This window comes from Azospirillum sp. NS33, assembly GCF_059703765.1.
This window is the reverse complement of sequence record NZ_BAAKJB010000052.1, coordinates 1-22,166: the sequence shown is the minus strand read 5'-3', so window position 1 is coordinate 22,166 and position 22,166 is coordinate 1. Positions and strand designations below refer to the sequence as shown.

At 73.3% G+C, this 22,166-nt stretch carries 23 protein-coding genes and 1 pseudogene; 8 read left to right on the top strand and 16 right to left on the bottom strand.

Features of this window, described 5'->3' with window-relative positions; genetic code table 11:
* Position 1: 1 nt before the first annotated feature.
* From AC6H2I_RS28670 to AC6H2I_RS28650, 5 genes are all read right to left on the bottom strand, one after another.
* Positions 2 to 739 carry an aspartate/glutamate racemase family protein gene (locus AC6H2I_RS28670; protein ID WP_497504204.1) on the bottom strand — a complete coding sequence of 246 codons (738 nt, stop codon included), beginning with the start codon at positions 737 to 739 and terminating at the stop codon, positions 2 to 4.
* Positions 740 to 747: 8 nt separating this feature from the next.
* Positions 748 to 1,569: an ABC transporter permease gene (locus AC6H2I_RS28665; RefSeq protein WP_497504203.1), complete on the bottom strand. Its 822-nt coding sequence runs from the start codon at positions 1,567 to 1,569 to the stop codon at positions 748 to 750.
* A gap of 2 nt (positions 1,570 to 1,571) precedes the next feature.
* The gene (locus AC6H2I_RS28660; RefSeq protein WP_497504202.1) at positions 1,572 to 2,495 is read right to left on the bottom strand and encodes an ABC transporter permease; all 924 of its coding nucleotides are present in this window, start codon (positions 2,493 to 2,495) and stop codon (positions 1,572 to 1,574) included.
* A gap of 79 nt (positions 2,496 to 2,574) precedes the next feature.
* Positions 2,575 to 3,882, bottom strand: coding sequence for an ABC transporter substrate-binding protein (locus AC6H2I_RS28655; RefSeq protein ID WP_497504201.1), 1,308 nt, complete (start codon positions 3,880 to 3,882; stop codon positions 2,575 to 2,577).
* Positions 3,883 to 3,946: 64 nt separating this feature from the next.
* Positions 3,947 to 4,951 (bottom strand): ABC transporter ATP-binding protein, encoded by a 1,005-nt coding sequence (locus AC6H2I_RS28650; RefSeq protein ID WP_497504200.1) that lies wholly within the window; start codon positions 4,949 to 4,951, stop codon positions 3,947 to 3,949.
* 277 nt (positions 4,952 to 5,228) lie between these two features.
* On the opposite strand from AC6H2I_RS28650, the gene AC6H2I_RS28645 reads away from it, so the two are divergent.
* Together AC6H2I_RS28645 and AC6H2I_RS28640 are read left to right on the top strand one after the other, a co-directional pair.
* Positions 5,229 to 5,957 carry a GntR family transcriptional regulator gene (locus AC6H2I_RS28645; protein ID WP_497504199.1) on the top strand — a complete coding sequence of 243 codons (729 nt, stop codon included), beginning with the start codon at positions 5,229 to 5,231 and terminating at the stop codon, positions 5,955 to 5,957.
* 145 nt (positions 5,958 to 6,102) lie between these two features.
* On the top strand, positions 6,103 to 6,264 hold the full coding sequence (locus AC6H2I_RS28640) for a hypothetical protein (protein WP_497504198.1): 162 nt from the start codon (positions 6,103 to 6,105) through the stop codon (positions 6,262 to 6,264).
* A gap of 73 nt (positions 6,265 to 6,337) precedes the next feature.
* Here the strand turns inward: AC6H2I_RS28640 and AC6H2I_RS28635 are convergent, their stop codons facing one another.
* From AC6H2I_RS28635 to AC6H2I_RS28590, 10 genes are all read right to left on the bottom strand, one after another.
* Positions 6,338 to 7,582, bottom strand: coding sequence for a glycosyltransferase family 9 protein (locus AC6H2I_RS28635; RefSeq protein WP_497504197.1), 1,245 nt, complete (start codon positions 7,580 to 7,582; stop codon positions 6,338 to 6,340).
* Entirely contained in the window at positions 7,579 to 8,985 is a 1,407-nt protein-coding gene (locus AC6H2I_RS28630) for a sensor histidine kinase (protein ID WP_497504196.1), read from the bottom strand. Before AC6H2I_RS28630 ends, AC6H2I_RS28635 begins: the two co-directional genes overlap by 4 nt.
* Positions 8,986 to 9,268: 283 nt before the next feature.
* Positions 9,269 to 10,246 carry a PDR/VanB family oxidoreductase gene (locus tag AC6H2I_RS28625; RefSeq protein ID WP_497504195.1) on the bottom strand — a complete coding sequence of 326 codons (978 nt, stop codon included), beginning with the start codon at positions 10,244 to 10,246 and terminating at the stop codon, positions 9,269 to 9,271.
* Entirely contained in the window at positions 10,243 to 11,319 is a 1,077-nt protein-coding gene (locus AC6H2I_RS28620; protein ID WP_497504194.1) for an aromatic ring-hydroxylating dioxygenase subunit alpha, read from the bottom strand. Before AC6H2I_RS28620 ends, AC6H2I_RS28625 begins: the two co-directional genes overlap by 4 nt.
* Positions 11,320 to 11,495: 176 nt before the next feature.
* The gene (locus AC6H2I_RS28615) at positions 11,496 to 12,236 is read right to left on the bottom strand and encodes an ABC transporter ATP-binding protein (protein WP_497504193.1); all 741 of its coding nucleotides are present in this window, start codon (positions 12,234 to 12,236) and stop codon (positions 11,496 to 11,498) included.
* Complete coding sequence (locus AC6H2I_RS28610) at positions 12,229 to 12,984, bottom strand: ABC transporter ATP-binding protein (protein WP_497504192.1); 756 nt, start codon at positions 12,982 to 12,984, stop codon at positions 12,229 to 12,231. Before AC6H2I_RS28610 ends, AC6H2I_RS28615 begins: the two co-directional genes overlap by 8 nt.
* A 3-nt stretch (positions 12,985 to 12,987) precedes the next feature.
* Positions 12,988 to 13,998, bottom strand: coding sequence for a branched-chain amino acid ABC transporter permease (locus tag AC6H2I_RS28605; protein ID WP_497504191.1), 1,011 nt, complete (start codon positions 13,996 to 13,998; stop codon positions 12,988 to 12,990).
* 22 nt (positions 13,999 to 14,020) lie between these two features.
* Positions 14,021 to 14,875, bottom strand: coding sequence for a branched-chain amino acid ABC transporter permease (locus AC6H2I_RS28600; RefSeq protein ID WP_497504190.1), 855 nt, complete (start codon positions 14,873 to 14,875; stop codon positions 14,021 to 14,023).
* A 30-nt stretch (positions 14,876 to 14,905) separates the two neighbouring features.
* On the bottom strand, positions 14,906 to 16,105 hold the full coding sequence (locus tag AC6H2I_RS28595; RefSeq protein WP_497504189.1) for an ABC transporter substrate-binding protein: 1,200 nt from the start codon (positions 16,103 to 16,105) through the stop codon (positions 14,906 to 14,908).
* A gap of 77 nt (positions 16,106 to 16,182) precedes the next feature.
* Positions 16,183 to 16,893, bottom strand: coding sequence for an alpha/beta fold hydrolase (locus AC6H2I_RS28590; protein WP_497504188.1), 711 nt, complete (start codon positions 16,891 to 16,893; stop codon positions 16,183 to 16,185).
* Between the two features lie 241 nt (positions 16,894 to 17,134).
* Between AC6H2I_RS28590 and AC6H2I_RS28585 the strand changes: the two genes are divergently transcribed.
* Genes AC6H2I_RS28585 through AC6H2I_RS28565 form a run of 5 tightly spaced genes read left to right on the top strand, consistent with a single transcriptional unit; the run spans position 17,135 to position 20,948 of the window.
* Positions 17,135 to 17,842, top strand: coding sequence for a GntR family transcriptional regulator (locus AC6H2I_RS28585; protein ID WP_497504187.1), 708 nt, complete (start codon positions 17,135 to 17,137; stop codon positions 17,840 to 17,842).
* 34 nt (positions 17,843 to 17,876) lie between these two features.
* Positions 17,877 to 18,845 (top strand): LysR family transcriptional regulator, encoded by a 969-nt coding sequence (locus AC6H2I_RS28580; protein ID WP_497504186.1) that lies wholly within the window; start codon positions 17,877 to 17,879, stop codon positions 18,843 to 18,845.
* 59 nt (positions 18,846 to 18,904) lie between these two features.
* On the top strand, positions 18,905 to 19,732 hold the full coding sequence (locus AC6H2I_RS28575; protein ID WP_497504185.1) for an oxidoreductase: 828 nt from the start codon (positions 18,905 to 18,907) through the stop codon (positions 19,730 to 19,732).
* Positions 19,729 to 20,073, top strand: a complete 345-nt coding sequence (locus AC6H2I_RS28570) for an Atu4866 domain-containing protein (RefSeq protein WP_497504184.1) — start codon at positions 19,729 to 19,731, stop codon at positions 20,071 to 20,073. Before AC6H2I_RS28575 ends, AC6H2I_RS28570 begins: the two co-directional genes overlap by 4 nt.
* A 14-nt stretch (positions 20,074 to 20,087) precedes the next feature.
* Positions 20,088 to 20,948 (top strand): oxidoreductase, encoded by an 861-nt coding sequence (locus tag AC6H2I_RS28565; RefSeq protein ID WP_497504183.1) that lies wholly within the window; start codon positions 20,088 to 20,090, stop codon positions 20,946 to 20,948.
* Here AC6H2I_RS28565 and AC6H2I_RS28560 read toward each other — a convergent pair.
* Positions 20,920 to 21,855, bottom strand: a complete 936-nt coding sequence (locus tag AC6H2I_RS28560; RefSeq protein ID WP_497504182.1) for a LysR family transcriptional regulator — start codon at positions 21,853 to 21,855, stop codon at positions 20,920 to 20,922. The two genes, AC6H2I_RS28565 and AC6H2I_RS28560, sit on opposite strands and share 29 nt — an antisense overlap.
* Before the next feature lie 94 nt (positions 21,856 to 21,949).
* Between AC6H2I_RS28560 and AC6H2I_RS28555 the strand changes: the two are divergent.
* A pseudogene (locus tag AC6H2I_RS28555) lies at positions 21,950 to 22,166 on the top strand (hypothetical protein); the annotation flags it as partial.

Here is a 22,166-nt window from a genome sequence, read left to right as displayed (position 1 = left end):
GTCACCCCGCCGGCGCAAACCCCGCCATCAGCCCGTCGTAGGGCTTCGGCCGCGGCCGCGCGTAGCCGCCCAGGGTGGAGGTCCTGAGGCCGAGCGCCGCCAGTGCCTCCACCAGCTTGACCGCGGCGCCGACACCCTCGATCACCGGCAGCCCGTGCTCCTCGGCCAGCGCCGCGGCGAGGTCGGCCATGCCGGCGCAGCCCAGCACCACCGCCTCGGCCCGGTCCTCCGCCACGGCGCAGGCGATCTCCGCGGCGATGCGCGCCCGCGCGTCGGAGCCCGGCTCCTCGAGCGCCAGCACCGGCACCTCGGCGGCCCGCACCCGGGCGCACCGGCGGTCCAGCCCGTAGCGCATCAGGTTGTGCTCGATCACCGGGATCGAGCGTTCCAGGGTGGTGACCACGCTGAACCGCCCGGCGACCAGCGCGGCGAGGTGGAACGCCGCCTCGCCGATGCCGACCACGGGGACCGAGGCGCGGCAGCGCGCAGCGTCCAGTCCGGTGTCGTCGAAGCAGGCGACGACGTGTCCCGCCACCCCCTGGGCCTCGGCGCGGGCGATCTCCGCCAGCAGGCCGGGCACCGCCAGGGCGCCGTCGTAGTGCCCCTCGATGGAGGCCGGCCCCATGGCCGGGGTGCCGGCGACGATCTCGGTTCCGGCCGCCGCCGCCCGGGCCGCCGCCGCGGCGATCTTGGCGGTCATCGAGGCGGTGGTGTTGGGGTTGACGACGTGGATGCGCATGGCCTGGCTCACCGTCCCGCCCGGCGGCGGCGCAGGGCCACCACCATGGCCAGCGCCCCGCCGATCACCAGGAACGAGAAGCCGGTGGTCAGCGTGCCCAGCGCGTAGAGCACGGGCGTGGTGACGTTGGTGGTCATGCCGTAGATCTCCAGCGGCAGGGTGTTGTAGGATCCGGCCGTCATCAGGGTGCGGGCGAACTCGTCGTAGCTGAGGGTGAAGCCGAACAGGGCGACGCCCACCAGGCTGGGCAGGATGATCGGCAGGACGACGTGGCGCACCGTCTGCCAGGGTCCGGCGCCGAGGTCGCGGGCCGCCTCCTCGAAGCTGCGGTCGAAGCGGTTGAAGATGGCGAAGACGATGAGCAGGCCGAAGGGCAGCGTCCAGGTGAGGTGGGCGCCCAGCGCCGAGCTGTACCAGGCCGGCTCCAGCCCCAGGATGTTGAACATCAGCCCGATGCCCAGGCTGATCAGGATCGACGGGATGACCAGGCTCGAGATGGCCAGGTAGAACAGCGTGGTGCTGCCGCGGAAGCCGCGCCGGAAGGCGAAGCCGGCGGTCACCGAGACGACCACCGTCAGCACCATGACCACCAGGCCGAGCAGCAGGGACCGGGTGAAGGAGCCGCCGAAATCGCCCACCGCCTGGGTTTCGAACAGGTTGCCGAACCAGTGCACGGACACCCCGTTCATCGGGAAGGTCAGCCCGCCCTCCGGCCCCTGGAAGGACAGGATGGCGATGGTGATCGTGGGTCCGTAGAGGAACAGGACGAACAGCGCGAAGAAGGCCGCCAGCGCGTAGAAGGCGGCGCCGCGGCGCGGGCTGGTCTGCATGGCTACAGCTCCTTGCGGATGTCGACGACGCGCAGCAGGGTGGCGACCATGATGGTGACGACCAGCAGCAGCACCACCGCGTTGGCGGCGGCCGCCGGGTACTGCAGCAGCGAGATGGCGTTGGCGATCATCAGCCCGACCGAGGCGCTCTGGCCGCCGCTCATCAGCCGCACGGTGATGAAGTCGCCCATCACCAGGGTGATGACGAAGATCGAGCCGATGGCGATGCCCGGCTTGCACAGCGGCAGGATGATGTTCCACAGGATCTGCCGGCCGTTCGCCCCGGCGTCGTGCGCCGCCTCGATCAGGGCCCGGTCGATCCGCATCATGGCGTTGAAGATCGGCACCACCATGAAGAGCGTGTAGAGGTGGACATAGGCCAGCACCACCGCGAAGTCGGAGAACAGCAGGAACTCCAAGGGCTCGTCGATCGCGCCGATGCCGATCAGCCCCTGGTTCATCAGGCCGTTGCGGCCCAGGAAGGGGATCCAGGCGATCATGCGGATGATGTTGGAGGTCCAGAACGGGATGGTGCACAGCAGGAACAGCGCCATCTGCCACGTCACCGAGCGGACATGGAACGCCAGGAAATAGGCCACGGTGAAGCCGATCACGAAGGTGAAGGCCCAGGCCAGCACCGTGTATTTCACGGTGTTGAGGTAGATCTTCCAGGTCACGGAGGACGCGATCAGCTCCTCGTAGTTGAGGAAGATGAAATCCGGGTAGATGCGGATGCTGTCGTAGTCCCAGAAGCTGACGGCGACGATGGTCAGGATCGGGAACAGCAGGAAGACCAGCAGCACCAGGGTGAGCGGCGCCGCCTGGAGATAGGGGGCGACGCGCGCCCCCAGCCGGGACGCCGACCCGCGACTCGCCGCGGCCGGCGGGGCGGCCGTGGCGGCCGCGGAGGTGGCGGTGACGGTCATGGCGTCGGCTCCGGAGGTGGGGTGTGCAAGGGTCGCCGCGCCGGGTCCCCGCCCGGCGCGGCCACGCGGTCGGCCGTCCCTACGCAGCGATGAACTCGTTCCACTTGCGGACCATGTAGCGGTCCTCGTCCATGACCGCGTTCCAGCAGGCGACCGCGCCCATGCGCTCGGTGAAGGAGCCGCCGTCGCGCACCGCGCCGGCCTTCTCCATGACCTTGCCCTCGGGGCTGAGGATGTCGATCTTGGCGGGCTTGCCCTCCATCCAGAAGGCCCACTCGTCGGCGCTCATGTGGTCCTTGGCGGTGTCGAGCACGGCGCTGTAGTAGCCCTGGCGGTTGAGGTAGGCGCCGACCCAGCCGGAAAGGTACCAGTTGATGTACTCGTAGGCCGCCTCCAGCTCCAGGCCGGACAGGTGCTTGGCGATGCCGAGCCCGCCGCCCCAGGCGCGGTAGCCTTCCTTGAGCGGCTGGTAGGTGCAGGCGATGCCCTTGGCGCGCACCGCGGCGACCGCCGGCGACCACATGGACTGGATCACCACCTCGCCCGAGGCCATCAGGTTGACGCTCTCGTCGAAGGTCTTCCAGAAGGCCCGGAACTGGCCGTCCTTCTTGGCTTCGGTCATGACGGCGAGGGTCTTGTCGATCTCCTCCTTGGTCATGTTGCCCTTGTCGCCGTAGGTCACCTTGCCCATGGCCTCGCAGACCATGGCGGCGTCCATGATGCCGATGGAGGGGATGTTGAGGAGCGACGCCTTGCCCTTGAAGGCGGGGTCGAGCAGGTCGGCCCAGGTGGTGATCGGGCGGCCCACCAGGTCGGGGCGGATGCCCAGCGTGTCGGCGTTGTAGATGGTCGGGATCAGGGTCATCCAGTTGGTCGGCGCGGTGGCGAACGTGGTCGACTCCTTGCCCTCGACGAAGCCCACGGTGTGCGGCGCGGTGCCCTGGGCGATCTTGCTCTCCGGTGTCAGCTTGCCGGTGACGAAGATCGGCACGATCTTGTCGAAATAGCGGATCTTCGACACGTCCATCGGCTGCATGACGCCGGCCGGGAAGACCTTCTTGCAGATCCAGTACTCGATGTCGGCGATGTCGTAGGACTTGGGCTGGGTGACGGCACGCTGGGCCACGGCGTCGGAATCCAGCGCCGTCATCTGCAAGGTGAAGCCCAGGTCCTCCTTCACCTTTTCGGCGACGGCGTTGAGGTTGGAGACGCCGGTGCCGAACTGGCGCAGCGTGACGTCCTTGATGTTCTGCGCCCAGATCGTCGGGAAGCCGGTGATGGCCCCGGAGCCGACGGCGACGCCGGCGGCCGCGGCCGTCCCCTTCAGCACGGTGCGGCGCGACAGGCCGGTCGGCGTGGCGGCGGTGCCGGTATCGGTCTTCTTCATCGGTCCCTCTCTCCTCATGGTCGGCGTGTGGTGGGGTGGGGCGGGGTGTCGGCGGTGGCGCGGCTCAGGCGTGGAGCCGGTGCGTGTCGGCGTGGCGCCAGCCGGCGCAGACCCGCGCGCCGACCGGGAACGGGGCGGCGAAATACTGGGCTTCGTCGAGGATGACGGTGAGGTCGACGGAGCCCGGCAGGTCGACGCTGAGCTGGACCAGCGCGCCGTGGTACTCGAAGGCCCGGACCACCCCGTCGCGGTGGACGTCGGCGCCCTCGGGCGGGGCGTCGGGGTCGGACAGGGCGATGCGGTCGGCGCGCACCGCGACCGGACCGCCGTCGCCGAGGTCGAGCACGTTGTGCCCGCCCAGGAAGCGGGCGACGAAGGCGGTGCGCGGCCGGTTGTAGAGGTCGCGCGGCGGGGCGGCCTGCTCGATCCGGCCGTCGTTCATCACCACCACCAGATCGGCCAGGGCCATCGCCTCGGCCTGGCTGTGGGTGACGTGCACGAAGGTGATGCCGAGGTCGGTCTGCAGGCGCTTCAGCTCCTCGCGCATGCGGTCGCGCAGGAACGGGTCGAGCGCCGACAGCGGCTCGTCGAGCAGCAGCACCGACGGCTCGGTGATCAGCGCGCGGGCCAGGGCCACCCGCTGCTGCTGGCCGCCGGACAGCTGGGCCGGCAGGCGGGCGGCGTAGGCGCCCATGTGCACCAGGTCCAGCATCGCGCCCGCGCGGTCGCGCCGCTCGGCCACCCCGACGCCCCTCATCTTCAGGCTGAAGGCGACGTTGTCGACGCAGTCGAGGTGGGGAAACAGGGCGTAGCTCTGGAACATCATGGCGGTGCCGCGCCGCGCCGGCGGCACGTCGTTCATCACCGCGTCGCCGATCAGCAGGTCGCCGGCGCTGACGTCCTCGTGGCCGGCGATCATCCGCAAGGTGGAGGTCTTGCCGCAGCCGCTGGGACCCAGCAGGCAACAGTACGATCCCGCGGGGATCTTCAGGTCGATGGAGTCGACCGCGACGGTGCGTCCGTAGGCCTTGGTCAGTGCGATCAGCTCGACGGCGGCTCCACCTGGCATCTCGGCCCCTCCTCGCGCGGATTGTCGACAATTTATCGGACACCGTGCAGGAACCATGCCGAATGAGGTGCCCCGGATTCCATTCGTCTTTCGTCCGAACCCGGCCCGTGAGTGGCGCGATTTTTGGCATTTTGGCGCCAATTCAGGCGCTGTGCCCGCCTGGGCGGCGCTTCGGGCCGCGGCGCACGCTGATCAGCAGCGCGCCGACGACGGTGGCGCGCGGCCGGTGGATTGTCTACACTTTGCCTAGGGTCGTCACCACACCGGAACACCGCCCATGAAGGCGCCACGGGAGCGCGCGGCACGCCCACCGACTTCGCCGTCCCGCCCCGACCTGCAGGAGGCGATCGCCCGGCGCATCGCCGACGCCATCGCCGACCGGCGCCTGCCCCCGGGCACCAAGCTGACCGAGGAGCGGCTGGCCGGCGTGTTCGGCGTCAGCCGCGCCCGCGTGCGCAGCGCGCTCGGCCTGCTGTCGGAGCGTGGCATCGTCACCCTGCGGCCCAACCGCGGCGCCTTCGTCACCACCCCGTCGGTGGCGGAGGCGCGGGAGGTGTTCGAGGCGCGCCGGGTGGTCGAGCGCGGCCTGGTCGCCCGCCTCACCCGAAGCGGCGCCGGCCTGCCCGCGGCGGCGGCGGCGCGGCTGCGGGTCCACCTGGAGAAGGAGGGCGCGGCGGAGGCGGCCGGCGACCGCAAGGCGATGATCCGGCTGTCCGGCGAATTCCATCTGTTGCTGGCCGAGCTGGCCGGCAACGGCACGTTGACGGTGTTCCTCGACGCGCTGGTCCGCCGCTCGTCGCTGGCCATCGCCGCCTACGAGAGCCGCCCGACGCCGGGCTGCTCGGCGGGCGAGCACCGGCGCATCGTCGACGCCCTGGCGGCCGGCGACACCGCGGGCGCCCAACGCCTGCTCGACGACCATCTGGCCGAGATCGAGGCGGGGCTGGCGTTGGACGCCCCTTCCGGCGCCGAAATCGACCTGGGTGCGGTGTTCGGCGTCGCGTGACGCGGCCTCCTTCCGCCGCGCCGTCCATATGGCGATATGCACCCGAAGGGTGTGCCGCCGGAATATTTTCTCTCTTCATCGCGCCGCCGCTTGCCCGTACGTTCGTATGCTCACGACGCATTCGTCGGGGTCCACGGAGAGGCGGATGACGGACGAGGAGCGGAGACGCCGCGACGCCGCGCATCGGGCGATCGCGCGCGTGCGCCAGCTCGGTCACGCCAGCGACGGCATTGAAACCCGCAAGGCCCTGCTGGCGATCGAGCGGCGCATGCTGGAACTGGCGGACCTCTGGACGGTCGCCGCCTGACCCTCGCCGGCCCCGCCGGCCCCGTTGCGCCGTCTCCCGAGGGGGCCGGCACCGATGGCGGGCGTCGCGGTTCCTACCCGCGCCACAGGCGGAGGGCGTCGGCGATGCGCTCGGCCGCGGCGGCGGGGTCGATCGCGGCGATGCAGTGGGCCTCGGCACCCCGGCAGGCGGCGGTGCAGGGCGGGACCGCCCGGTCCGGCCGGATCACCACGGCCCGCCGCGACCAGGGGCGGAAACGCTCCGGCGCATGGAGGTCGTTGGGGTCGCCACCCGCGGGATGGGCGCTCAGAACCGCCACCGGCACGCCGAGCGCCGCGGCCAGGTGGGCGGGGCCGGAGTCCATGCCGACCAGCGCCACCGCCCGTTCCAGCACCGCCGCGGCGACGGCGACGCCGGTCCGCCCGGTGAGGTCGGCGACGGGCAGGCCGGGCACCGCGCCGCCCAGCGCCGCGGCGAGCGCCGCGGCGCGCGCCCTGCCATCCTCGGCGCCGACGATCACGATCCCGTCCGCCGCGCCGCGCTCCCCGTCCCCGGCCAGGGCGGCGGCCAGGGCGGCGACCAGGGCGGCGAAGCGGTCGACCGGCATGTTGCGCCGCGGGCCGGCGGTGGTCGGGGCCAGGGCCAGCAGCCGCGCCGGCACGCCCCCCGGACAGGCGGCGGCCAGCAGGGCGCCGGCGGCGGTCCGGTCGGCCTCGGCCGGCCACAGCTCCACCGGCGATCCCAGCCCTGCCGCGGGATCCGCGCCGCCCAGCGCCTCCAGCAGCGCCAGGCCGTGCTGCACCTCGTGGCGCGGCGCGGCGCCTGGCAGCCGGTGGGTGTAGGCCGCGTCGAACCCCCGGTTGGCCTCCGCCTTCCACGGCGTCACCGCCTCGGCGTAGCCCAGCCGCACCGGCGCCCGCGAGGCGCTGGCCAGGGTCGCGGCACCGTGGCGGTCGAAATCGTAGCGGGCGGTGACCGCCAGGTCGAAGCCGGCGCGAAAGTCGGCCGCGAAGGCCTTGAGGTCGTCGGGCGTGCGGCCACGGACATCGAGCCGGCCGCCGGCCAGGTCGCCGGCGAGGTCGCCGGCCGGCGTCACCACGGCGTCGACATGGGGGCACCGCGCGGTCAGCGGCACCACCGCGGGGCGGACCACCAGATGGATGCGCGCCTGCGGCGCGCTGGCCCGCAAGCCCCGCAGGAAGGGCGTCGCCAGCACGAAATCCCCGATCTCGTCGAGCTTGAGCACCAGGATGCGCCGCGCGCCGTCGAGCCGGAACCCGTCGCCCGCCGGTGTCGTCGCCCTGCTGCCGCCTCCGGGTGTGTCCTGGCCGTGCCTCACCCTACCCCACCCGACCCTTCGTGGGGCACGACGATGCGGCAGACCAGGCCGTCCGGCCGCCACTCCATGGCGACCCGGGCCCCCGGCCGGGCCGTGATGGTGCGCTCCAGCAGCCGGGTTCCGAACCCCTTGCGCGCCGGCGCCGCGACCGGCGGCCCGCCGGCCTCCTGCCAGTCCAGACCGAGCCGGCGGACGCCCCCGGTCTCCTCGACGCGGCCGGTGATGGACACCTGGCCGCCCGCCCGCGACAGCGCCCCGTACTTGGTCGCGTTGGTCGCCAGTTCGTGCAGGGCGAGCGCCAGGTCGCTGGCCAGATGGGCGCCCACCCCGATCTCGGCGATGTCGATCCGGAGCCGCCCCTGCTCCCCGGCGAACGGCGCCAAAGCCGTCGCCACCAGGGACGACAGCGGCACGTCGGCCCCCTCCGGCCCGGCGGTCAGCAGGTCCTGCGCCGCCGCCATCGCGTCCACGCGCCCGCCGAACCGCGCCACGAAGTCGTCGATCGAGGTGGCGCCGCGGGCCGACTGGTGCATGAGCGCGCCGATCATGGCGAACAGGTTCTTGATGCGGTGGCCGAGCTCCGCGTTGAGCAGGCGCGCGCGCTCCTCCAGGCGCTTCTGCTCGGTCACCTCGCGCACCATGACGCCGACCGCGAACACCGCCCCGCTGTCGTCCTTCAGCGGGTAGAAATCCTCGATCCAGCAGCGTTCGACGCCGGGCTGGCGCGGCGTGGTGCCCCACAGCTCGATGCCGCGGACCACCTCCCCGGTGTCGATGGCCCGTTGGAACAGGGGGCCGGCGACCGGGCGCAGGGACGGGAGGACGTCCCAGACGTTGCGGCCGAGATGCTCCGCCACGGGCAGCCCGTTCATCTCCGCCAGCGCCTCGTTGAGGCGCAGGAAGGTCATGTCGCGGTCGAACAGGCCGAGGCCGATCGGCGCGGTGCGGTAGACCGCCTCCAGTTCGGCCAGCTGGCCCCGCGCCCGCAGCTCGCTGCGCCGCAGCGCCTGCTCCGTCTCCCAGCGCGCGGTGACGTCGTGGACCTGGATGAGGCACAGCACGCTGCCGGCGCGCTCGAGGCGGCGGACCACGACGTTGTGGATCAGCGGCCGGCCGTCGCCGGCGGCCAGCGGGAAGATGCGGCCGTGGAGCGTCGCGGTCATCTGGCTGGCGAACCCGGCCTCCAGGGCGTCGCCCACGGCATCGCGCAGCCGCATCGCCCCGAGATCCGGAAACACGTCCCACAGCGGTCGCCCGACGAGATCGGCGCCGCCGCGGCCCGACGCCGTGGCCATCCACGCGTTCCAGTGCATCACCCGGTGGTCCCGATCGAGGACCACCGTACCGCTGTCCAGGGCATCGAGGATCGTGAAGTCGAGGTGTGGGTCGACGGGGCCGGTCATGGCCACAGGCGCCTTTGATGCGGAACGGATGAAATGCCCCGCATCCTATCAAAACCCGCGGCAGCGCGCATAGGGCGGAGGTTCCCCTGTTCCGTCGGGCCCTCGACCGCGGGCGGCGGTGCGACCCCCGCGGTGCAGAGCGCACCGCGCGACCCTGCAGATGCCGCCCCTAAGCACGTATTCCGAACGCCGCCCACCCATGGGCGGGCTCGGAAACCCTGCAAAACCACCGAGTCCCAGGTGTCGCCGGGCCGGGCCTGTGGCCCGATCCGGCGACACCTGCTTAGCGGTCGGCGGTGTCGATGGTGATGGCGCCCCCGACGGCCCGCGACACGCAGGTGCACAGGCGATCGCCGGCGGCCTTCTGGGCGTCGCTGAAGAACACGTCGCGGTGGTCCAGCGCGCCGTCCACCGCGAGCACGCGGACGGCGCACAGCCCGCACTCGCCGCGCCGGCAGTTGAAGATCATCTCCACGCCGGCGGCCTCCAGCGCCTCCAGCAGGGTGCGGGTGCGCGGCACCGCGACCGTGCGGCCCAGCCGCGGGATGCGCACGGTGAAGTCCTCGGCCGGGTGGCGGCCGGTGTTGCCGAAGGTTTCGAACCGCAGCCCGCCGACGGGGCGGCCGGCCGCCGCCCAGGCGCGCCGCGCCGCGTCGAGCAGGCCGAGCGGGCCGCAGACGTAGAGTTCGCCCCCGTCGGGCAGCGCGGCGACGGCCGCCTCCAGGTCGATCGTCCGGCCCTCCTCCTCCACGAAGGTCTCCAGCCGCGCGCCGAGTCGCGCGCGCAGCGGGTCGGCCAGCGCAAGGTCGCCGGCCGTACGGACGGCGTAGAGCAGGCGCAGGTCGGCCGCCGCGTCGGCCAGGGCGAGGGCCATGCTGTGGATCGGCGTGATGCCGATGCCGCCGGCCACCAGCAGGTAGTGGGGGCGGCCGCGCGCCAGCTCGAACAGGTTGCGCGGCCCGGCGAGGCGCAGCCGCGCCCCGGGCTCCAGGCCCCACAGATAGGCCGAGCCGCCGCGTCCGTCGGGCATGCGCTTGACCGCGATGTGGTAGGCGTCGCCGGGCCCGTCGCCGAGCACGGAGTAGCAGCGGGTGTCCGGCCGGCCGTCGACCAGTACGCCGACCTGGACGTGGCAGCCCGGGGCCGGCGGCACGAACGCCCCGTCGGGGACGATCTCGAACCGCCGCACATCGGCGGTCAGATCGGCCACCGCCCGCAGCCGCGCGGCGCGCCAGTCGCCCGGTGCCGTCGTCCCGCTCATTCCGCGGCCGCCCGCGGCGCCGCGGCGCCACCGCCCTCGTCCCGCATCATCCGTTCCACCAGGCGGCGCGCCCACAAGGCGCCGGCGTCGATGTTGAGGTCGTAGAACGGCTGGCGGGCACGCCGCTCGATGGCCCTCTGCTGGGCCTCCAGCACCACCACGTCCTGGTCGTAGACGCCCTTGCCGTCGTTGACGTGCCCGACGGTGAGGGCCCGGGTCAGATCCGCGTCGCCGGTGCGGAAGTTGCGGACGAAGTTCCAGAAATAGTGGCAGGTGGTGGCGGTCGCCGGGGCCAGGGCGGCCAGGAAATGGCCGTTCACCCCCTGGGAGCGGTCGCCCCGGCGGGCCCCCGTCCCGGCGAGGGCGACGCCGACGTCGCCGGCGACGATGCCGGGCGCTTCGAAGCGGATGATCTGCCAGCGGTCCACCGCCCCGGGGCGGCCCAGCAGCCGGGCCCAGAAGGGCGGCGGCTGGATGCCCTCCATCCACCGCGTCACGGTGACGGTGCGGTCGGTGTGGGTGACCTCGAACGGCACCCGGGTGATCGCCTCGTCGCCGATGCTGCCGGCGTGGACATAGGTCTCGTGGGTCAGGTCCATCAGGTTGTCGACCACCAGGCGGTAGTCGCAGCCGAGGTGGTAGAAGGTGCCGCCCTCCCCCACCCAGTCGAGGCCGTCGTTCCAGTGGAAGTCCGGCACCCGGGCCGGGTCGGCGCGGGCCGGGTCGCCGGGCCACACCCACACCAGACGGTGCTTCTCCACCACCGGGTAGGCGCGCACGCAGGCCGAGGGGTTGATGGTCTCCTGCGCCGGCATCCGGGTGCAGCGGCCAGCGGAATCGAACACCAGCCCATGGTACCCGCACACCACCTGGTCGCCGTCCAGGCGGCCCATCGACAGCGGCAGCAGCCGGTGCCAGCACGCGTCCTCCAGCGCCGCCACCTGGCCGTCGCGGCGGCGGTAGAGGACGAGGTCGGTCTCGCACACGGTGCGCGCCGCCAGCGCCTGCCCGATCTCGTGGCCCCAGGCCGCGGGATACCAGGCGTTCAATGGATAGGACCGGGTGTCCGTCATGCGTCGCCTCCCCACACCGTTCCGTTCGCAGTGGCGTCAATCCGCCCCACCAACAGAATAGCCGCAACCCTTTTTGGATACAACACCGACACCGCCGCCCCCAGGCGAACCGGAGTTCAGCCGAGTTTCGGTGTCCCGCACGCCGCCATTGGCCGCCATTGGATACAATCAGGGGGTCATGACGCCACCACGCGGCTGGGCGGGCGGTCCTGTGTCCGGGCCACGCCGAGGAATCGCTCGAGGGCCGCCGCATCGCCTTTCAGGGCCGCGCTGGCGCCGCTGTAGACCACCGCCCCGCGGTCGAGGACGACCGCCCGGTCGGTCATGCCCAGGATCTTCTGGGCGTGCTGCTCGACGACGATGCCGGCCATGCCCTCGTCGCGGAACAGGCCACGCAGGGCGCCCAAAAGCTCCTCGACGAGAATCGGTGCCAGCCCCTCGGTCGGCTCGTCGAGCAGCAGCACCCTGGGGTTCAGCACCAGGGCGCGGCCGATGGCCAGCATCTGCTGCTCCCCGCCGGAGAGCTGGTTGCCCATGTTCGCGCGCCGCTCCCGCAGGCGGGGAAACATCGCGTAGACACGGCCGACGTCCCAGCGGCCGGGGCGCGCCACGGCGGTCAGGTTCTCCTCGACGGTCAGCGACCGGAAGATGTTGCGCTCCTGCGGCACCCAGCCGATCCCGGCGGCGGCGCGCCGCTCCGGCGGCAGCCGGGTGACGTCGCGGCCACCCAGGGTGAGGCGCCCGGCGAAGCGGCGGGTGACTCCGACCGCGGTGTTGAGCAGGGTCGTCTTGCCCACCCCGTTGCGCCCCAGCAGCGCCAGCGCCTCGCCCTCGGCGAGCGCCAGGTCGATGCCGGCGATCACCACCGCCTCGCCGTAGCCGGCGGTCACCCCTTCCAGGGTCAGCGCGTCAGGCATCGGCGTCCTCCCCGAGATAGACCGCCTTGACCGCGGGATCGCGGGCCACGGCGTCGACCGTGCCGTCGCGGAACAGGGCGCCGTTGACCAGCACCGAGATGCGCTCGGCGAAGCTGAAGACCAGGTCCATGTCGTGCTCGATCAGCAGCACCGCGACGTCGCGCGGCAGGGCGGCGACGGCGGCCAGGATCTCCCGGCGCTCCGCCTCCGGCACGCCGGCCGCCGGCTCGTCCAGCAGCAGGACGCGGGGACGGCAGGCGAAGGCGATGGCGATCTCCAGCAGGCGCTGCTTGCCGTAGGCCAGGGTCGCCGTGCGCTCCTCCAGCACGTCGGCGAGGCCGAAGCGCCCGGCCACCTCCGCGACCTCGTCGACGATGGCGCGCCCGCGGCCGACCCGGCGCCACCAGGCGGCGCCGCCGCCGCGGCGTTCCGACACCGCCAGCGCCAGCGTCTCCAGGGGCGTGAGGTCGGCGAACAGCTGGTTGATCTGGAAGGTCCGGGCGAGGCCGCGCCGCACCCGGGCGTGGACCGGCAGTCCGGTGATCTCGCGCCCCTCCAGCAGGATGCGGCCGGCGCTGGGCGCCAGCACGCCGGTCAGCAGGTTGATCACGGTGGTCTTGCCGGCCCCGTTGGGGCCGATCAGGGCGTGGCGTGCCCCCGGCTCCAGCCGGAGGTGCAGGTCGTGGGTGGCGCGCAGGCCGCCGAAGCTCTTCTGCAGGCCGATGGTCTCCAGCGCCGCCGTGGCCATGGCTCAGGCCCTCCCCGGCGGCGCGGCGCGGCGCGCCAGGGCGGCGAACGGCGCGGTCACCGCGGCGGCGATGCGCTCGCGCCGCACCAGCACCATGACCACCAGGATCAGCCCGATCCAGAAATACCAGTACTGCGGCGTCAGGCTGGAGAGCTGGTCCTTGGCCAGGGTGAAGAGGACGGCGCCGACCAGGCCGCCGTAGAGATAGCCGGTGCCGCCGATGATGAGGACCAGCAGCACGTCGGCGGAGCGGTGGAACTCCAGCACGTCCAGCGACACGAACTGGCTGGTCTGGGCCAGCAGCGCCCCGGCCACCCCGGCGTAGGCGGCGGCCAGGGTGTAGACCGCCACCAGCCGCGCGCCGACCGGGACGCCGACCGCGCCGGCGCGCAGGGGGTTGTCGCGCACCGCGCGCAGGGCCAGGCCGAACGGCGAGCCGACGATGCGCCGCGCCACCAGGAACAGGAGGAAGGCGACCGTCAGGCTGTAGGCGTAGGCGGTGCGCCCCCACAGGTCGAAGGCGAAGAGGCCCAGCACCGGCCCCATGGTCACCCCCTGCAGGCCGTCGGCGCCGCCGGTCAGCCAGGCCATCTGGTTGGCCCCCTCGGCCAGCACCAGGGCGACGCCGATCGTCACCATGATGCGGGTGAGATCGGACCCGCGCAGCACCAGGACGCTGGTGGCCAGGCCGGCGGCCGCGGCCACCGCGGCGGCGGCGAACAGGCCGACCACCGGCTCCCCCACCGCGTGCTTGGCCAGCAGCCCGGCGGTGTAGGCGCCCAGCCCGAAGAACGCGGCATGGCCGAGCGACACCACACCGGCGTAGCCCAGCAGCAGATCGAGGGACAGGGCGAACAGGCCGAGAATGGCGATCTCGTTGAGGATCAGGTACTGCCGCGGCAGCAGGAGCAGGGCGGCGACGGCGGCGGCCCAGAAGGCCACCTCGGCGAGGCGCCAGCGGCCGGCGCGGCGCAGGGCGCCGGCGATCCGCGCGCCGGTGTCGGGGGATGTCATGGCATCGGCCTCGGTTCGCTCCTCAGCGCGCCGGTGCGAACAGGCCCTGGGGGCGCAGCACCAGCACGACGATCATCACGGTGTAGATCACGAAGGCGCCGGCGTCGGGCACGTAATACTTCCCGGCGACATCGGCGGCGCCGAGCAGCAGGGCGGCAAGGAACGGCCCGGTGATGGTCGATGTGCCGCCGACGGTGACGACGATCAGGAAGTAGATCATGAACTTCAGCGGAAAGGTCGGGTCGAGGCCGAGGATCTCCGTCCCCAGCGCGCCGCCGAGCCCGGCCAGGCCGGAGCCGGCGGCGAAGGTCAGCGCGAAGATCCGGGCGACGTCGATGCCCAGGCCCCGCGCCACCCGCTGGTCGTCCACCGCGGCGCGCAGCCGGCTGCCGAACCGGGTGCGGGTCAGCACCAGATGCAGCGCGACGACCACGACGCCGCACACGGCGACGATGAAGGCGCGATAGAGGCCGACCGCGACGCCGAGCACCTCGACCCGGCCCCGCAGCCACTCCGGCAGGGTGATGAACTGCTGCGAGGAGCCCATGACGTAGTCGACCCCCGCCACCGCCATGAAGACCAGGCCGATGGAGAACAGCACCTGGTCGAGGTGGCTGCGCCCGTAGAGGCGGACGTAGAGCGTGCGCTCCAGCACCAGCCCGGCCGCCGCCGTCGCCACGAAGGCGAGCGGCAGGGAGGCCAGGAACGGCAGGCCGAAGCGGTTCATGGCGATCACCGTCACGTAGCCGCCGGCCATGGCGAACGCCCCGTGCGCCAGGTTGATGACGTTCATCAGGCCCAGCGTGACCGACAGCCCGCACGACAGGATGAACAGCACCATCCCGTAGGCGATGCCGTCGAAGAGCAGGGTCAGCATGCGCGCTCCGATGTCACGGACGGGGGTGGTTCACTTCTTCGCGGCCTTCACCGGGTCCTTGACCTCGGCGATGGCGTCGAACTCCACGTTGTGCAGTTCGCCGCCGGTGCGCTCGACCTTGCGCACGTAGATGGTCTGGACGATGTCGCGGGTGTCCGGGTCGATGGCGACGGGACCGCGCGGGCTGGTCCAGCGCATGCCCTTCATCGCCTCCACCAGGGCGGTGCCGTCGCTGTCGCCCGCGGTCTTCTCCAGGGCGGCGTAGACCAGGTGCATGCCGTCGTAGCCGCCGACCGCCATGAAGTTCGGCCGCGTGCCGCCGGTCGCCTTCTTGAAGGCGTCGACGAAGGCGGCGTTCTCCGGCGACGGGTGGGCGGCGGAGTAGTGGTGGGTGGTCACCACCCCCAGGGCGACGTCGCCCATGTCGTTGAGCAGGTCGTCGTCGGTGATGTCGCCGGTGCCGATCAGCCGGATGCCGGACGCGTCGAGCCCGCGTTCGACGAACTGCCTCATGAACTGGGCGCCCGCGCCCGACGGCACGAAGACGAACAGGGCGTCCGGCTTGGCGTCGGCGACGCGCTGCAGGAAGGGCGAGAAGTCGGGGTTGCGCAGCGGCACGCGCAGGTTCTCCACCCGGCCGCCGGCCTTGGTGAACTCGGCGCTGAACGACGTCTCGGCGTCGATGCCCGGGCCGTAGTCGCTGACCAGGGTGGTGACCGACGCGATGCCGTTGGCGGCGGCCCAGGTCGCCAGCGGCACCGCCGCCTGGGGCAGGGTGAAGCTGGTGCGCACGATGTAGGGCGACGCCTCGGTGATGGTCGCGGTGGCGGCGGCCATCACCACCTCCGGCACCCTGGCCTGGGTGGCGATGGGGGCGGCGGCCAGCGCCAGCGGAGTCAGGCCGAACCCGGCCAGCACGGCGACGCGCTCGTTCACCACCAGCTCCTGGGCCAGGCGCTTGGTGAGGTCGGCCACCCCGGTGTCGTCCTTGACGATCAGCTCCACCGTGCGGCCGGCGACCGTGGTGCCGTGCTGCTCCATGTAGAGGCGGGCCGCCGCCTCGATCTGCCGGCCGGTCGAGGCGAAGGGGCCCGACATCGGCAGGATGAGGCCGACCTTCACCGGATCGGCCGCCGCCGCGGGCGGCGGCGCCAGCGTCAGGGTTCCGGCCAGCACCGCCAGCGCGGCCAGGGAAACGCGCCGCCTGTCCAACATGGGCCTGTCGAGCATGGAAATCCTCCCGTTCGGATGGTCGTGCCGGGCTTGGTGCCCAGCGTTGAAAGCGTGGGCGTCGAAGGCATGGGTGGTCATGGCGGCGTCGCCGCGAGCCAGGCCCGCAGCGCCTCGCTGACGGCCTCCGGCCGCTCCACCGTGGCCATGTGGCCGCAGTCCTCCACCACCGTCAGGGTCGCCCCGGGGATGGCGGCGGCGATCGATTCATGCTGGTCCGGCGGGCTCCAGCCGTCCTGGCGGCCGACCAGCACGGCGGCCGGGCAGCGGATGCCGGCGAGCTGCGGCGTGGCGTCCGGGCGGTCGAGCAGGGCGCGGACCTGGCGGGCGAAGACGGCGGGGGTGGCCCGGCACACCATGGCGGTGAGCGGCCCCATCAGCGCCGCGTCGCCGGCCCGCTCGGGATGGACCATGGGCGGCAGCCAGCGCCGCGCCAGCGCCTCCATGCCCTCGGCGGCGGCGAGGTCGACCAGCGCCTGGCGCGCCTCGGCCTCCCCCGACCTGCGGGGATGGACGCCGGTGTCGAGCAGGGCCAACCGTTCCACCCGGTCGGGTGCCCGCCGCACCATCTCGAGGGCGACCCGGCCGCCCATGGAATGGCCGGCCACCGCCATGGCCCCGGAGACGGCGTCGAGCACGGCGGCGGCCATCGCCGCGATCGAGTCGAAGCCGCGGAGCTCGGGGACGACGACGTCGCGGGCGGCCGCCAGGGCACGGCGCTGCCGGTCCCACACCGTGGCGTCGCACAGCAGGCCGGGAAGCAGGACGACGGTCGGCCGGGCGGTCATCGCGGCGCCGTCCCGCCACGCCCCGCGCGCGCCGCTGGATACAGTGCCGTCCGCTCCATGCTCCCCACCCCCCGCTGCGCCGCGCGCGTGCCGCCGTATTGGATACAATGGATTCCCGTCGATTGGAAGATGCACGGATTGTCCGTTCCACGCACTCTTTGCCCGCCCCGCCCTGCGCCCTGTACCGCCCGGCGGCCCGCGTCTAGGATGCGGCCATCCGCCACCAGCAGCGCACGGCCCCATGTCGCGTCACCACCAGATCGTCCTCAGACTGCGCGAGATGATCCTGCGCGGCGACCTCCGGCCGGGGGAGCGGGTGACCGAGATCCCCATCGCCGCCCGGCTCGGGGTGTCGCGCACCCCGGTGCGCTACGCGCTGGGCATCCTGTCGCGCGAAGGGCTGGTGGTGCCCACCGACAACCGCCGCGGCTTCGTGGTCCGCGCCTTCACCTTGAAGGACATCGAGGACGCCATCCGCGTGCGCGGCCTGCTGGAGGGCATGGCGGCGCGCGAGGTCGCCGAGGCCGGGCTGGCCCCGGCGCTGGAGGCGGAGCTGGCGGCCTGCGTGGGCGACGGCGGCCGGCTGATCGCCAAGGGCCGCCTCGACGACGAGGACGACGTGGCGTGGACGGAGATCAACGGGCGCTTCCACGACGCCATCGTCGACGGCTCGGGCAACCAGGCGCTGATCCACGCCCTGGCGATCAACGACAAGGTGCCGTTCGCCTCGGCCAAGGCCTTCCTCGACGACCGCTCCGACGTGGAGGTGACGCGCCGCCAGTTCGACGTCCTGTTCCTGGCCCAGAAGCACCACGAGGCGGTGTTCAGCGCGCTGCGCCACGGCGAGGGCAGCCGGGCCGAGGCCCTGATGCGCGAGCACAGCTACGTCGCCATGGACAACATCCGCCTGTTCCGCACCGCCCTCACCCGGCCCGCGGTGGCCGGGTAGCGCGTCCCGGTTGCCCGCGGCCACGCTTTCGCCGATGCTGCTGGCCATCATGGAACCGACCATCCACGGCAGCGACTTCGCGCAGCTCCGCGCCTTCGTCGCCGTCGCCGACCACGCCAGCTTCAGCCGGGCGGCCGAGCAGCTCGGCCTCTCCCCCTCGGCCCTCAGCCAGACCATCCGCACCCTGGAGGAACGGCTGGGCGTGCGGCTGCTGAACCGCACCACCCGCTCGGTGGCGCCGACACCGGCCGGCGAGGCGCTGCTGGCGCGGCTGCGCCCGGCCATGGCGGAGATCGCCGCCGCCGTCGGCCATGTCGGGCGCTACCGCGACACCCCGGCCGGCACCGTGCGCCTGCACTGCTGCCGCCAGGCGGTGCACGAACTGGTGGAACCGATGCTGGCCTCCTTTCTGTCCGCCAACCCCGATGTGGTGGTGGACATCACCGTCGACGACTCGGTGGTCGACATGGTGGCCGGCGGCTATGACGCGGCGATCCGCCCGGGCGAGGTGATCGAGCAGGACATGGTGGCGGTGGCGCTGGGCGGGGACCACCGGCAGATCGCCGTTGCCGCGCCGGACTACGTGGCCCGGCACGGCATGCCCGCCACCCCGCGCGACCTGCACGCCCACCGCTGCATCCGCTGGCGGTGGGACGGCCGCCCCGCCCCCTACAATTGGGAGTTCCACGCCGACGGCGCGTGGTTCGAGGTGGTGGTCGACGGCCCGCTGGTGGTGACCGACCGGGCGTCCATGGTGCGCTGCGCCCTGGCCGGCATCGGCATCGCCTTCCTGACGGACCTGGAAACCCACCACCACATCGCGGCGGGCCGCCTCGTCGCCATGCTGGAGGCCTGGTCCCACCCCTACCCCGGCTATTGCCTGTGCTACCCCCGGCAGCGGCAGATGGCCCCGGCCCTGCGCGCCTTCATCGACGCCCTGCGGGTGTCGGCGGCCGATTATGCCGCCCCTGCTAACAAGCCCGCACAGAACGCGCCGGATTAATCATCAGCGCCACAGGGTCCATTCTCTCCTCCGCACCGACACCAGGAGGAGGACCCGCCATGACCGAGAAGGTCTGGTTCATCACCGGCGTATCCCGCGGCCTCGGCCACGCGCTGGCCGCGGCCGCGCTGGCCCGCGGCGACGCGGTCGTCGGCACCACCCGCGACGGCACGACGCCGGCCGGGCTGGAGGGGCGGCGCCTGACCGTGCTGGCGCTCGACGTCACCGACACGGCGCGCATCGCCCCCACGGCCGCGGCGGCCCACGCCGTGCACGGACGCATCGACGTGCTGGTCAACAACGCCGGCTACGGCTTGCTCGGCCCGGTCGAGGCGGCCGACGCGGCGGAGATCGAGCGGGTGTTCGCCGTCAACGTCTTCGGGCCGCTCGCCCTGATCCGGGCGGTGCTGCCCGTCATGCGCGCGGCGGGGCGCGGCCACATCGTCAACGTCGCGTCGATCGCCGCCATCGCCCCGGCACCCGGTTCGGGCATCTACTCCGCCACCAAGGGGGCGCTGTGGGCGGTGTCCCAGAGCCTGGCGCAGGAGGCGGCACCGCTCGGCATCTGGGTGACGGTGGTGTCGCCCGGCTCCTTCCGCACCGACTTCCTCTCCGACCGCTCGGTGCACCGCACCGCCGCCCGGCTCGACGCCTACACCGAGAGCACCCGGGTGATCGACGGGCTGATGGAGCGGGCCGGCCGGCAACCGGGCGACCCGGCGCGGGCCGCCCAGGCCATCCTCCGGGCCGTCGACGCCGACGAGCCGCCCTTCGACCTGCTGCTCGGCGCCGACGCCCTGGCCCGCGCCCGCGCCCGCCTCGACCGCCTGGACGCGGACATCGCGGCCTGGGAAAGCGTCAGCGGCGCGATGGACGTGACGCCGTGAGGGCCGCCGCGGCGCTTGCCCTGCTCGCGGGCCTGATCGCGCCGGCGCCGGCGCTGGCCGATCCCCCCTCCCCTCCCGCCACCAGCCAAGAGGAGACGACCATGACCGCGCACCCCTACATCGGCATGTGGGTGACCGCCGACGGCCACATCCGCCAGGAGCTTCTGCCCAACGGCCGGTACGACGAGGCCCGCGGCACCCGGAAGAGTGCGTACCAGGGGCGCTACACCGTCACCGGCACCCGCATCGACTACGTCGACGACACCGGCTTCACCGCCGACGGCGAGTTCATCGACGGCGTGCTGCGCCACGCCGGCATGCTGTTCCACCGCGAACGCTGAGACGAGGACCGATCATGACCGAGAGCAAGACCTGGTTCATCACCGGCGCCGCCCGCGGCATCGGCCGCGCCATCACCGGCGCCGCCCTGGCCGCCGGTGACCGCGTGGTCGCCACCGCCCGCGACCCGCGCGCCGTCTCCGCGGCGTTCCCCGACGCCGGCGAGCGCCTGCTGGTGGTGGCGCTGGACGTCACCGACGCGGCCGCCGCCCAGCGCGCGGTGGACGGCGCGCTGGCCTGCTTCGGGCGCATCGACGTGCTGGTCAACAACGCCGGCTACGGCCAGCTCGGCTTCTTCGAGGAGATCGACGCCGCGACCGTCGCTCGCCAGTTCGACACCAACCTGTTCGGCCTGCTCCACGTGACCCGCGCGGTGCTGCCGGCGATGCGGCGCCAGCGCGCCGGCCACATCCTCAACCTGTCGTCGATCGGCGGGGTCGCCGGCTTCGCCGGGGCGTCCATCTACTGCGCCAGCAAGTTCGCCGTCGAAGGGTTCTCCGACAGCCTGTCGCGGGAGGTCGCGGCGTTCGGCATCCGCGTCACCATCGTCGAGCCCGGCTTCATCCGCACCGACTTCCTGGACACCACCTCGGTCCGCTACGGCACCGCGGCGGTCGACGACTACGCCGCGGCGTCGGCGGCGCTGCGCGCCTTCTACGACGCGCGCAGCCACCAGCAGGCCGGCGACCCGGCCAAGCTGGCCGCCGCCATCCTCCGGCTCGCCGCCACCGCCGAGCCGCCGCTGCGCTTCCTGGCCGGCAGCGACGCCGTGGAGACGGCGGCGGCCGCCCGCGCCGCGGTCGAGGCGGAGGCCGGACGCTGGGACGCCCTGTCGCGCTCCACCGACCTCACCCCGGCCGCGGAGGGGGCGGCGTAGCGGGCGGGGGCGGCCCGATCCACGCCTCCAGCCCCGCCACCAGGGCGTCGAAGACGGCGCGGCACCGGGGCGTGGTGCGCAGGTCCTCGTGCATCACGACCCAGGTGCCGAGCGGGATGTCGAACGCCGCGCCCAGCACCCGCACGAGGTCGCCGTGGCGCCGCGCCAGGGGCACCTGGCACACGCCGATGCCGTAGCCGGCCTCGATGGCGGCGAGCTGGGCCAGGTCACTGTCGGTGCGCAGCGCGAAATGGGCGCGGTCCAGCCCCCCGGCGTGGCGCGCCATGGCGCGGATCGCCGCGGTCTCGCGGTCGAAGCCGACGACGCTGTGCTCCGCCAGCTCGGTCAGGGCGCACGGCGTGCCGCGCCGCGCCAGATAGCCGCGGTGGGCGTGGAGTCCCAGCGCGATGGTGCCGACCCGGCGCGCCACCAGGGCCTGCTGGGCCGGCTCGACCATGCGCACCGCGACGTCGGCGTCGCGGCGCAACAGGTCCTCCACGGCGTTCGACAGGACCAGCTCGACCACGAGGCCGGGATGGCGGTCGTGCAGGGCGGCCAGCACGGGGGGCAGCACGCGGGCCCCCACCACCTCGCTGGCGGTCACCCGGACCGTCCCGCGCAGCGTCCCGCCGGCCGCCGCGCCGCCGGCGGTGCGCAGCAGGGTGGCGGCCGCGGCCTCCATGGCCTCGGCATGGGGCCGCAGGGCCAGCGCCGCCTCCGTCGCCGCCAGCCCGTGGCGGGACCGCACGAACAGCGCCACGCCCAGCGCCTCCTCCAGCGCCGCGACATGGCGGGCCAGGGTCGGCTGGGTCAGCCCGAGCGCGCGCGCCGCCGCCGACAGCGAGCCCGCGCGCAGCACGGCCAGCAGGCTGCGGTGGAGATCCCATCCCGGGTCCGTCCTGTTCATATGTTTTTGTAGGGCAACCCCACGCCCTTCGACAATTCCGTTTATCCGGCCGGACGCCATTCTCCCGTCACGCAACACGCAGTGGGAGACGGTGATGAACGGGAACAGGTCGGCGCTGGTGCTGGGCGCCACGGGCGGCATCGGTGGCGCGGTGGCGCGCCGGCTCGCCGCCCGGGGCTGGGCGGTGCGGGCGCTGCGCCGCGGCGGGGCGCCGGACGGGGCGCCGGACGGGGCGGCCCGCGGCCCCGTCGACTGGCGGGGCGGGGACGCCCCGGGCGGGCGCGACGCGGGCGCGGCGGCGGGCGGCGGGG

Excerpts from the sequence above, each read along its gene's own strand:
- AC6H2I_RS28585 (WP_497504187.1), top strand. The coding sequence starts at position 17,135 with ATGTCGCGTCACCACCAGATCGTCCTCAGACTGCGCGAGATGATCCTG.
- AC6H2I_RS28595 (WP_497504189.1), bottom strand. The coding sequence starts at position 16,105 with ATGCTCGACAGGCCCATGTTGGACAGGCGGCGCGTTTCCCTGGCCGCG.
- AC6H2I_RS28560 (WP_497504182.1), bottom strand. The coding sequence starts at position 21,855 with ATGAACAGGACGGACCCGGGATGGGATCTCCACCGCAGCCTGCTGGCC.
- AC6H2I_RS28605 (WP_497504191.1), bottom strand. The coding sequence starts at position 13,998 with ATGACATCCCCCGACACCGGCGCGCGGATCGCCGGCGCCCTGCGCCGC.
- AC6H2I_RS28575 (WP_497504185.1), top strand. The coding sequence starts at position 18,905 with ATGACCGAGAAGGTCTGGTTCATCACCGGCGTATCCCGCGGCCTCGGC.
- AC6H2I_RS28640 (WP_497504198.1), top strand. The coding sequence starts at position 6,103 with ATGACGGACGAGGAGCGGAGACGCCGCGACGCCGCGCATCGGGCGATC.
- AC6H2I_RS28670 (WP_497504204.1), bottom strand. The coding sequence starts at position 739 with ATGCGCATCCACGTCGTCAACCCCAACACCACCGCCTCGATGACCGCC.
- AC6H2I_RS28630 (WP_497504196.1), bottom strand. The coding sequence starts at position 8,985 with ATGACCGGCCCCGTCGACCCACACCTCGACTTCACGATCCTCGATGCC.
- AC6H2I_RS28650 (WP_497504200.1), bottom strand. The coding sequence starts at position 4,951 with ATGCCAGGTGGAGCCGCCGTCGAGCTGATCGCACTGACCAAGGCCTAC.
- AC6H2I_RS28610 (WP_497504192.1), bottom strand. The coding sequence starts at position 12,984 with ATGGCCACGGCGGCGCTGGAGACCATCGGCCTGCAGAAGAGCTTCGGC.
- AC6H2I_RS28600 (WP_497504190.1), bottom strand. The coding sequence starts at position 14,875 with ATGCTGACCCTGCTCTTCGACGGCATCGCCTACGGGATGGTGCTGTTC.
- AC6H2I_RS28655 (WP_497504201.1), bottom strand. The coding sequence starts at position 3,882 with ATGAAGAAGACCGATACCGGCACCGCCGCCACGCCGACCGGCCTGTCG.
- AC6H2I_RS28590 (WP_497504188.1), bottom strand. The coding sequence starts at position 16,893 with ATGACCGCCCGGCCGACCGTCGTCCTGCTTCCCGGCCTGCTGTGCGAC.
- AC6H2I_RS28660 (WP_497504202.1), bottom strand. The coding sequence starts at position 2,495 with ATGACCGTCACCGCCACCTCCGCGGCCGCCACGGCCGCCCCGCCGGCC.
- AC6H2I_RS28620 (WP_497504194.1), bottom strand. The coding sequence starts at position 11,319 with ATGACGGACACCCGGTCCTATCCATTGAACGCCTGGTATCCCGCGGCC.
- AC6H2I_RS28615 (WP_497504193.1), bottom strand. The coding sequence starts at position 12,236 with ATGCCTGACGCGCTGACCCTGGAAGGGGTGACCGCCGGCTACGGCGAG.
- AC6H2I_RS28580 (WP_497504186.1), top strand. The coding sequence starts at position 17,877 with ATGCTGCTGGCCATCATGGAACCGACCATCCACGGCAGCGACTTCGCG.
- AC6H2I_RS28665 (WP_497504203.1), bottom strand. The coding sequence starts at position 1,569 with ATGCAGACCAGCCCGCGCCGCGGCGCCGCCTTCTACGCGCTGGCGGCC.
- AC6H2I_RS28625 (WP_497504195.1), bottom strand. The coding sequence starts at position 10,246 with ATGAGCGGGACGACGGCACCGGGCGACTGGCGCGCCGCGCGGCTGCGG.
- AC6H2I_RS28645 (WP_497504199.1), top strand. The coding sequence starts at position 5,229 with ATGAAGGCGCCACGGGAGCGCGCGGCACGCCCACCGACTTCGCCGTCC.
- AC6H2I_RS28565 (WP_497504183.1), top strand. The coding sequence starts at position 20,088 with ATGACCGAGAGCAAGACCTGGTTCATCACCGGCGCCGCCCGCGGCATC.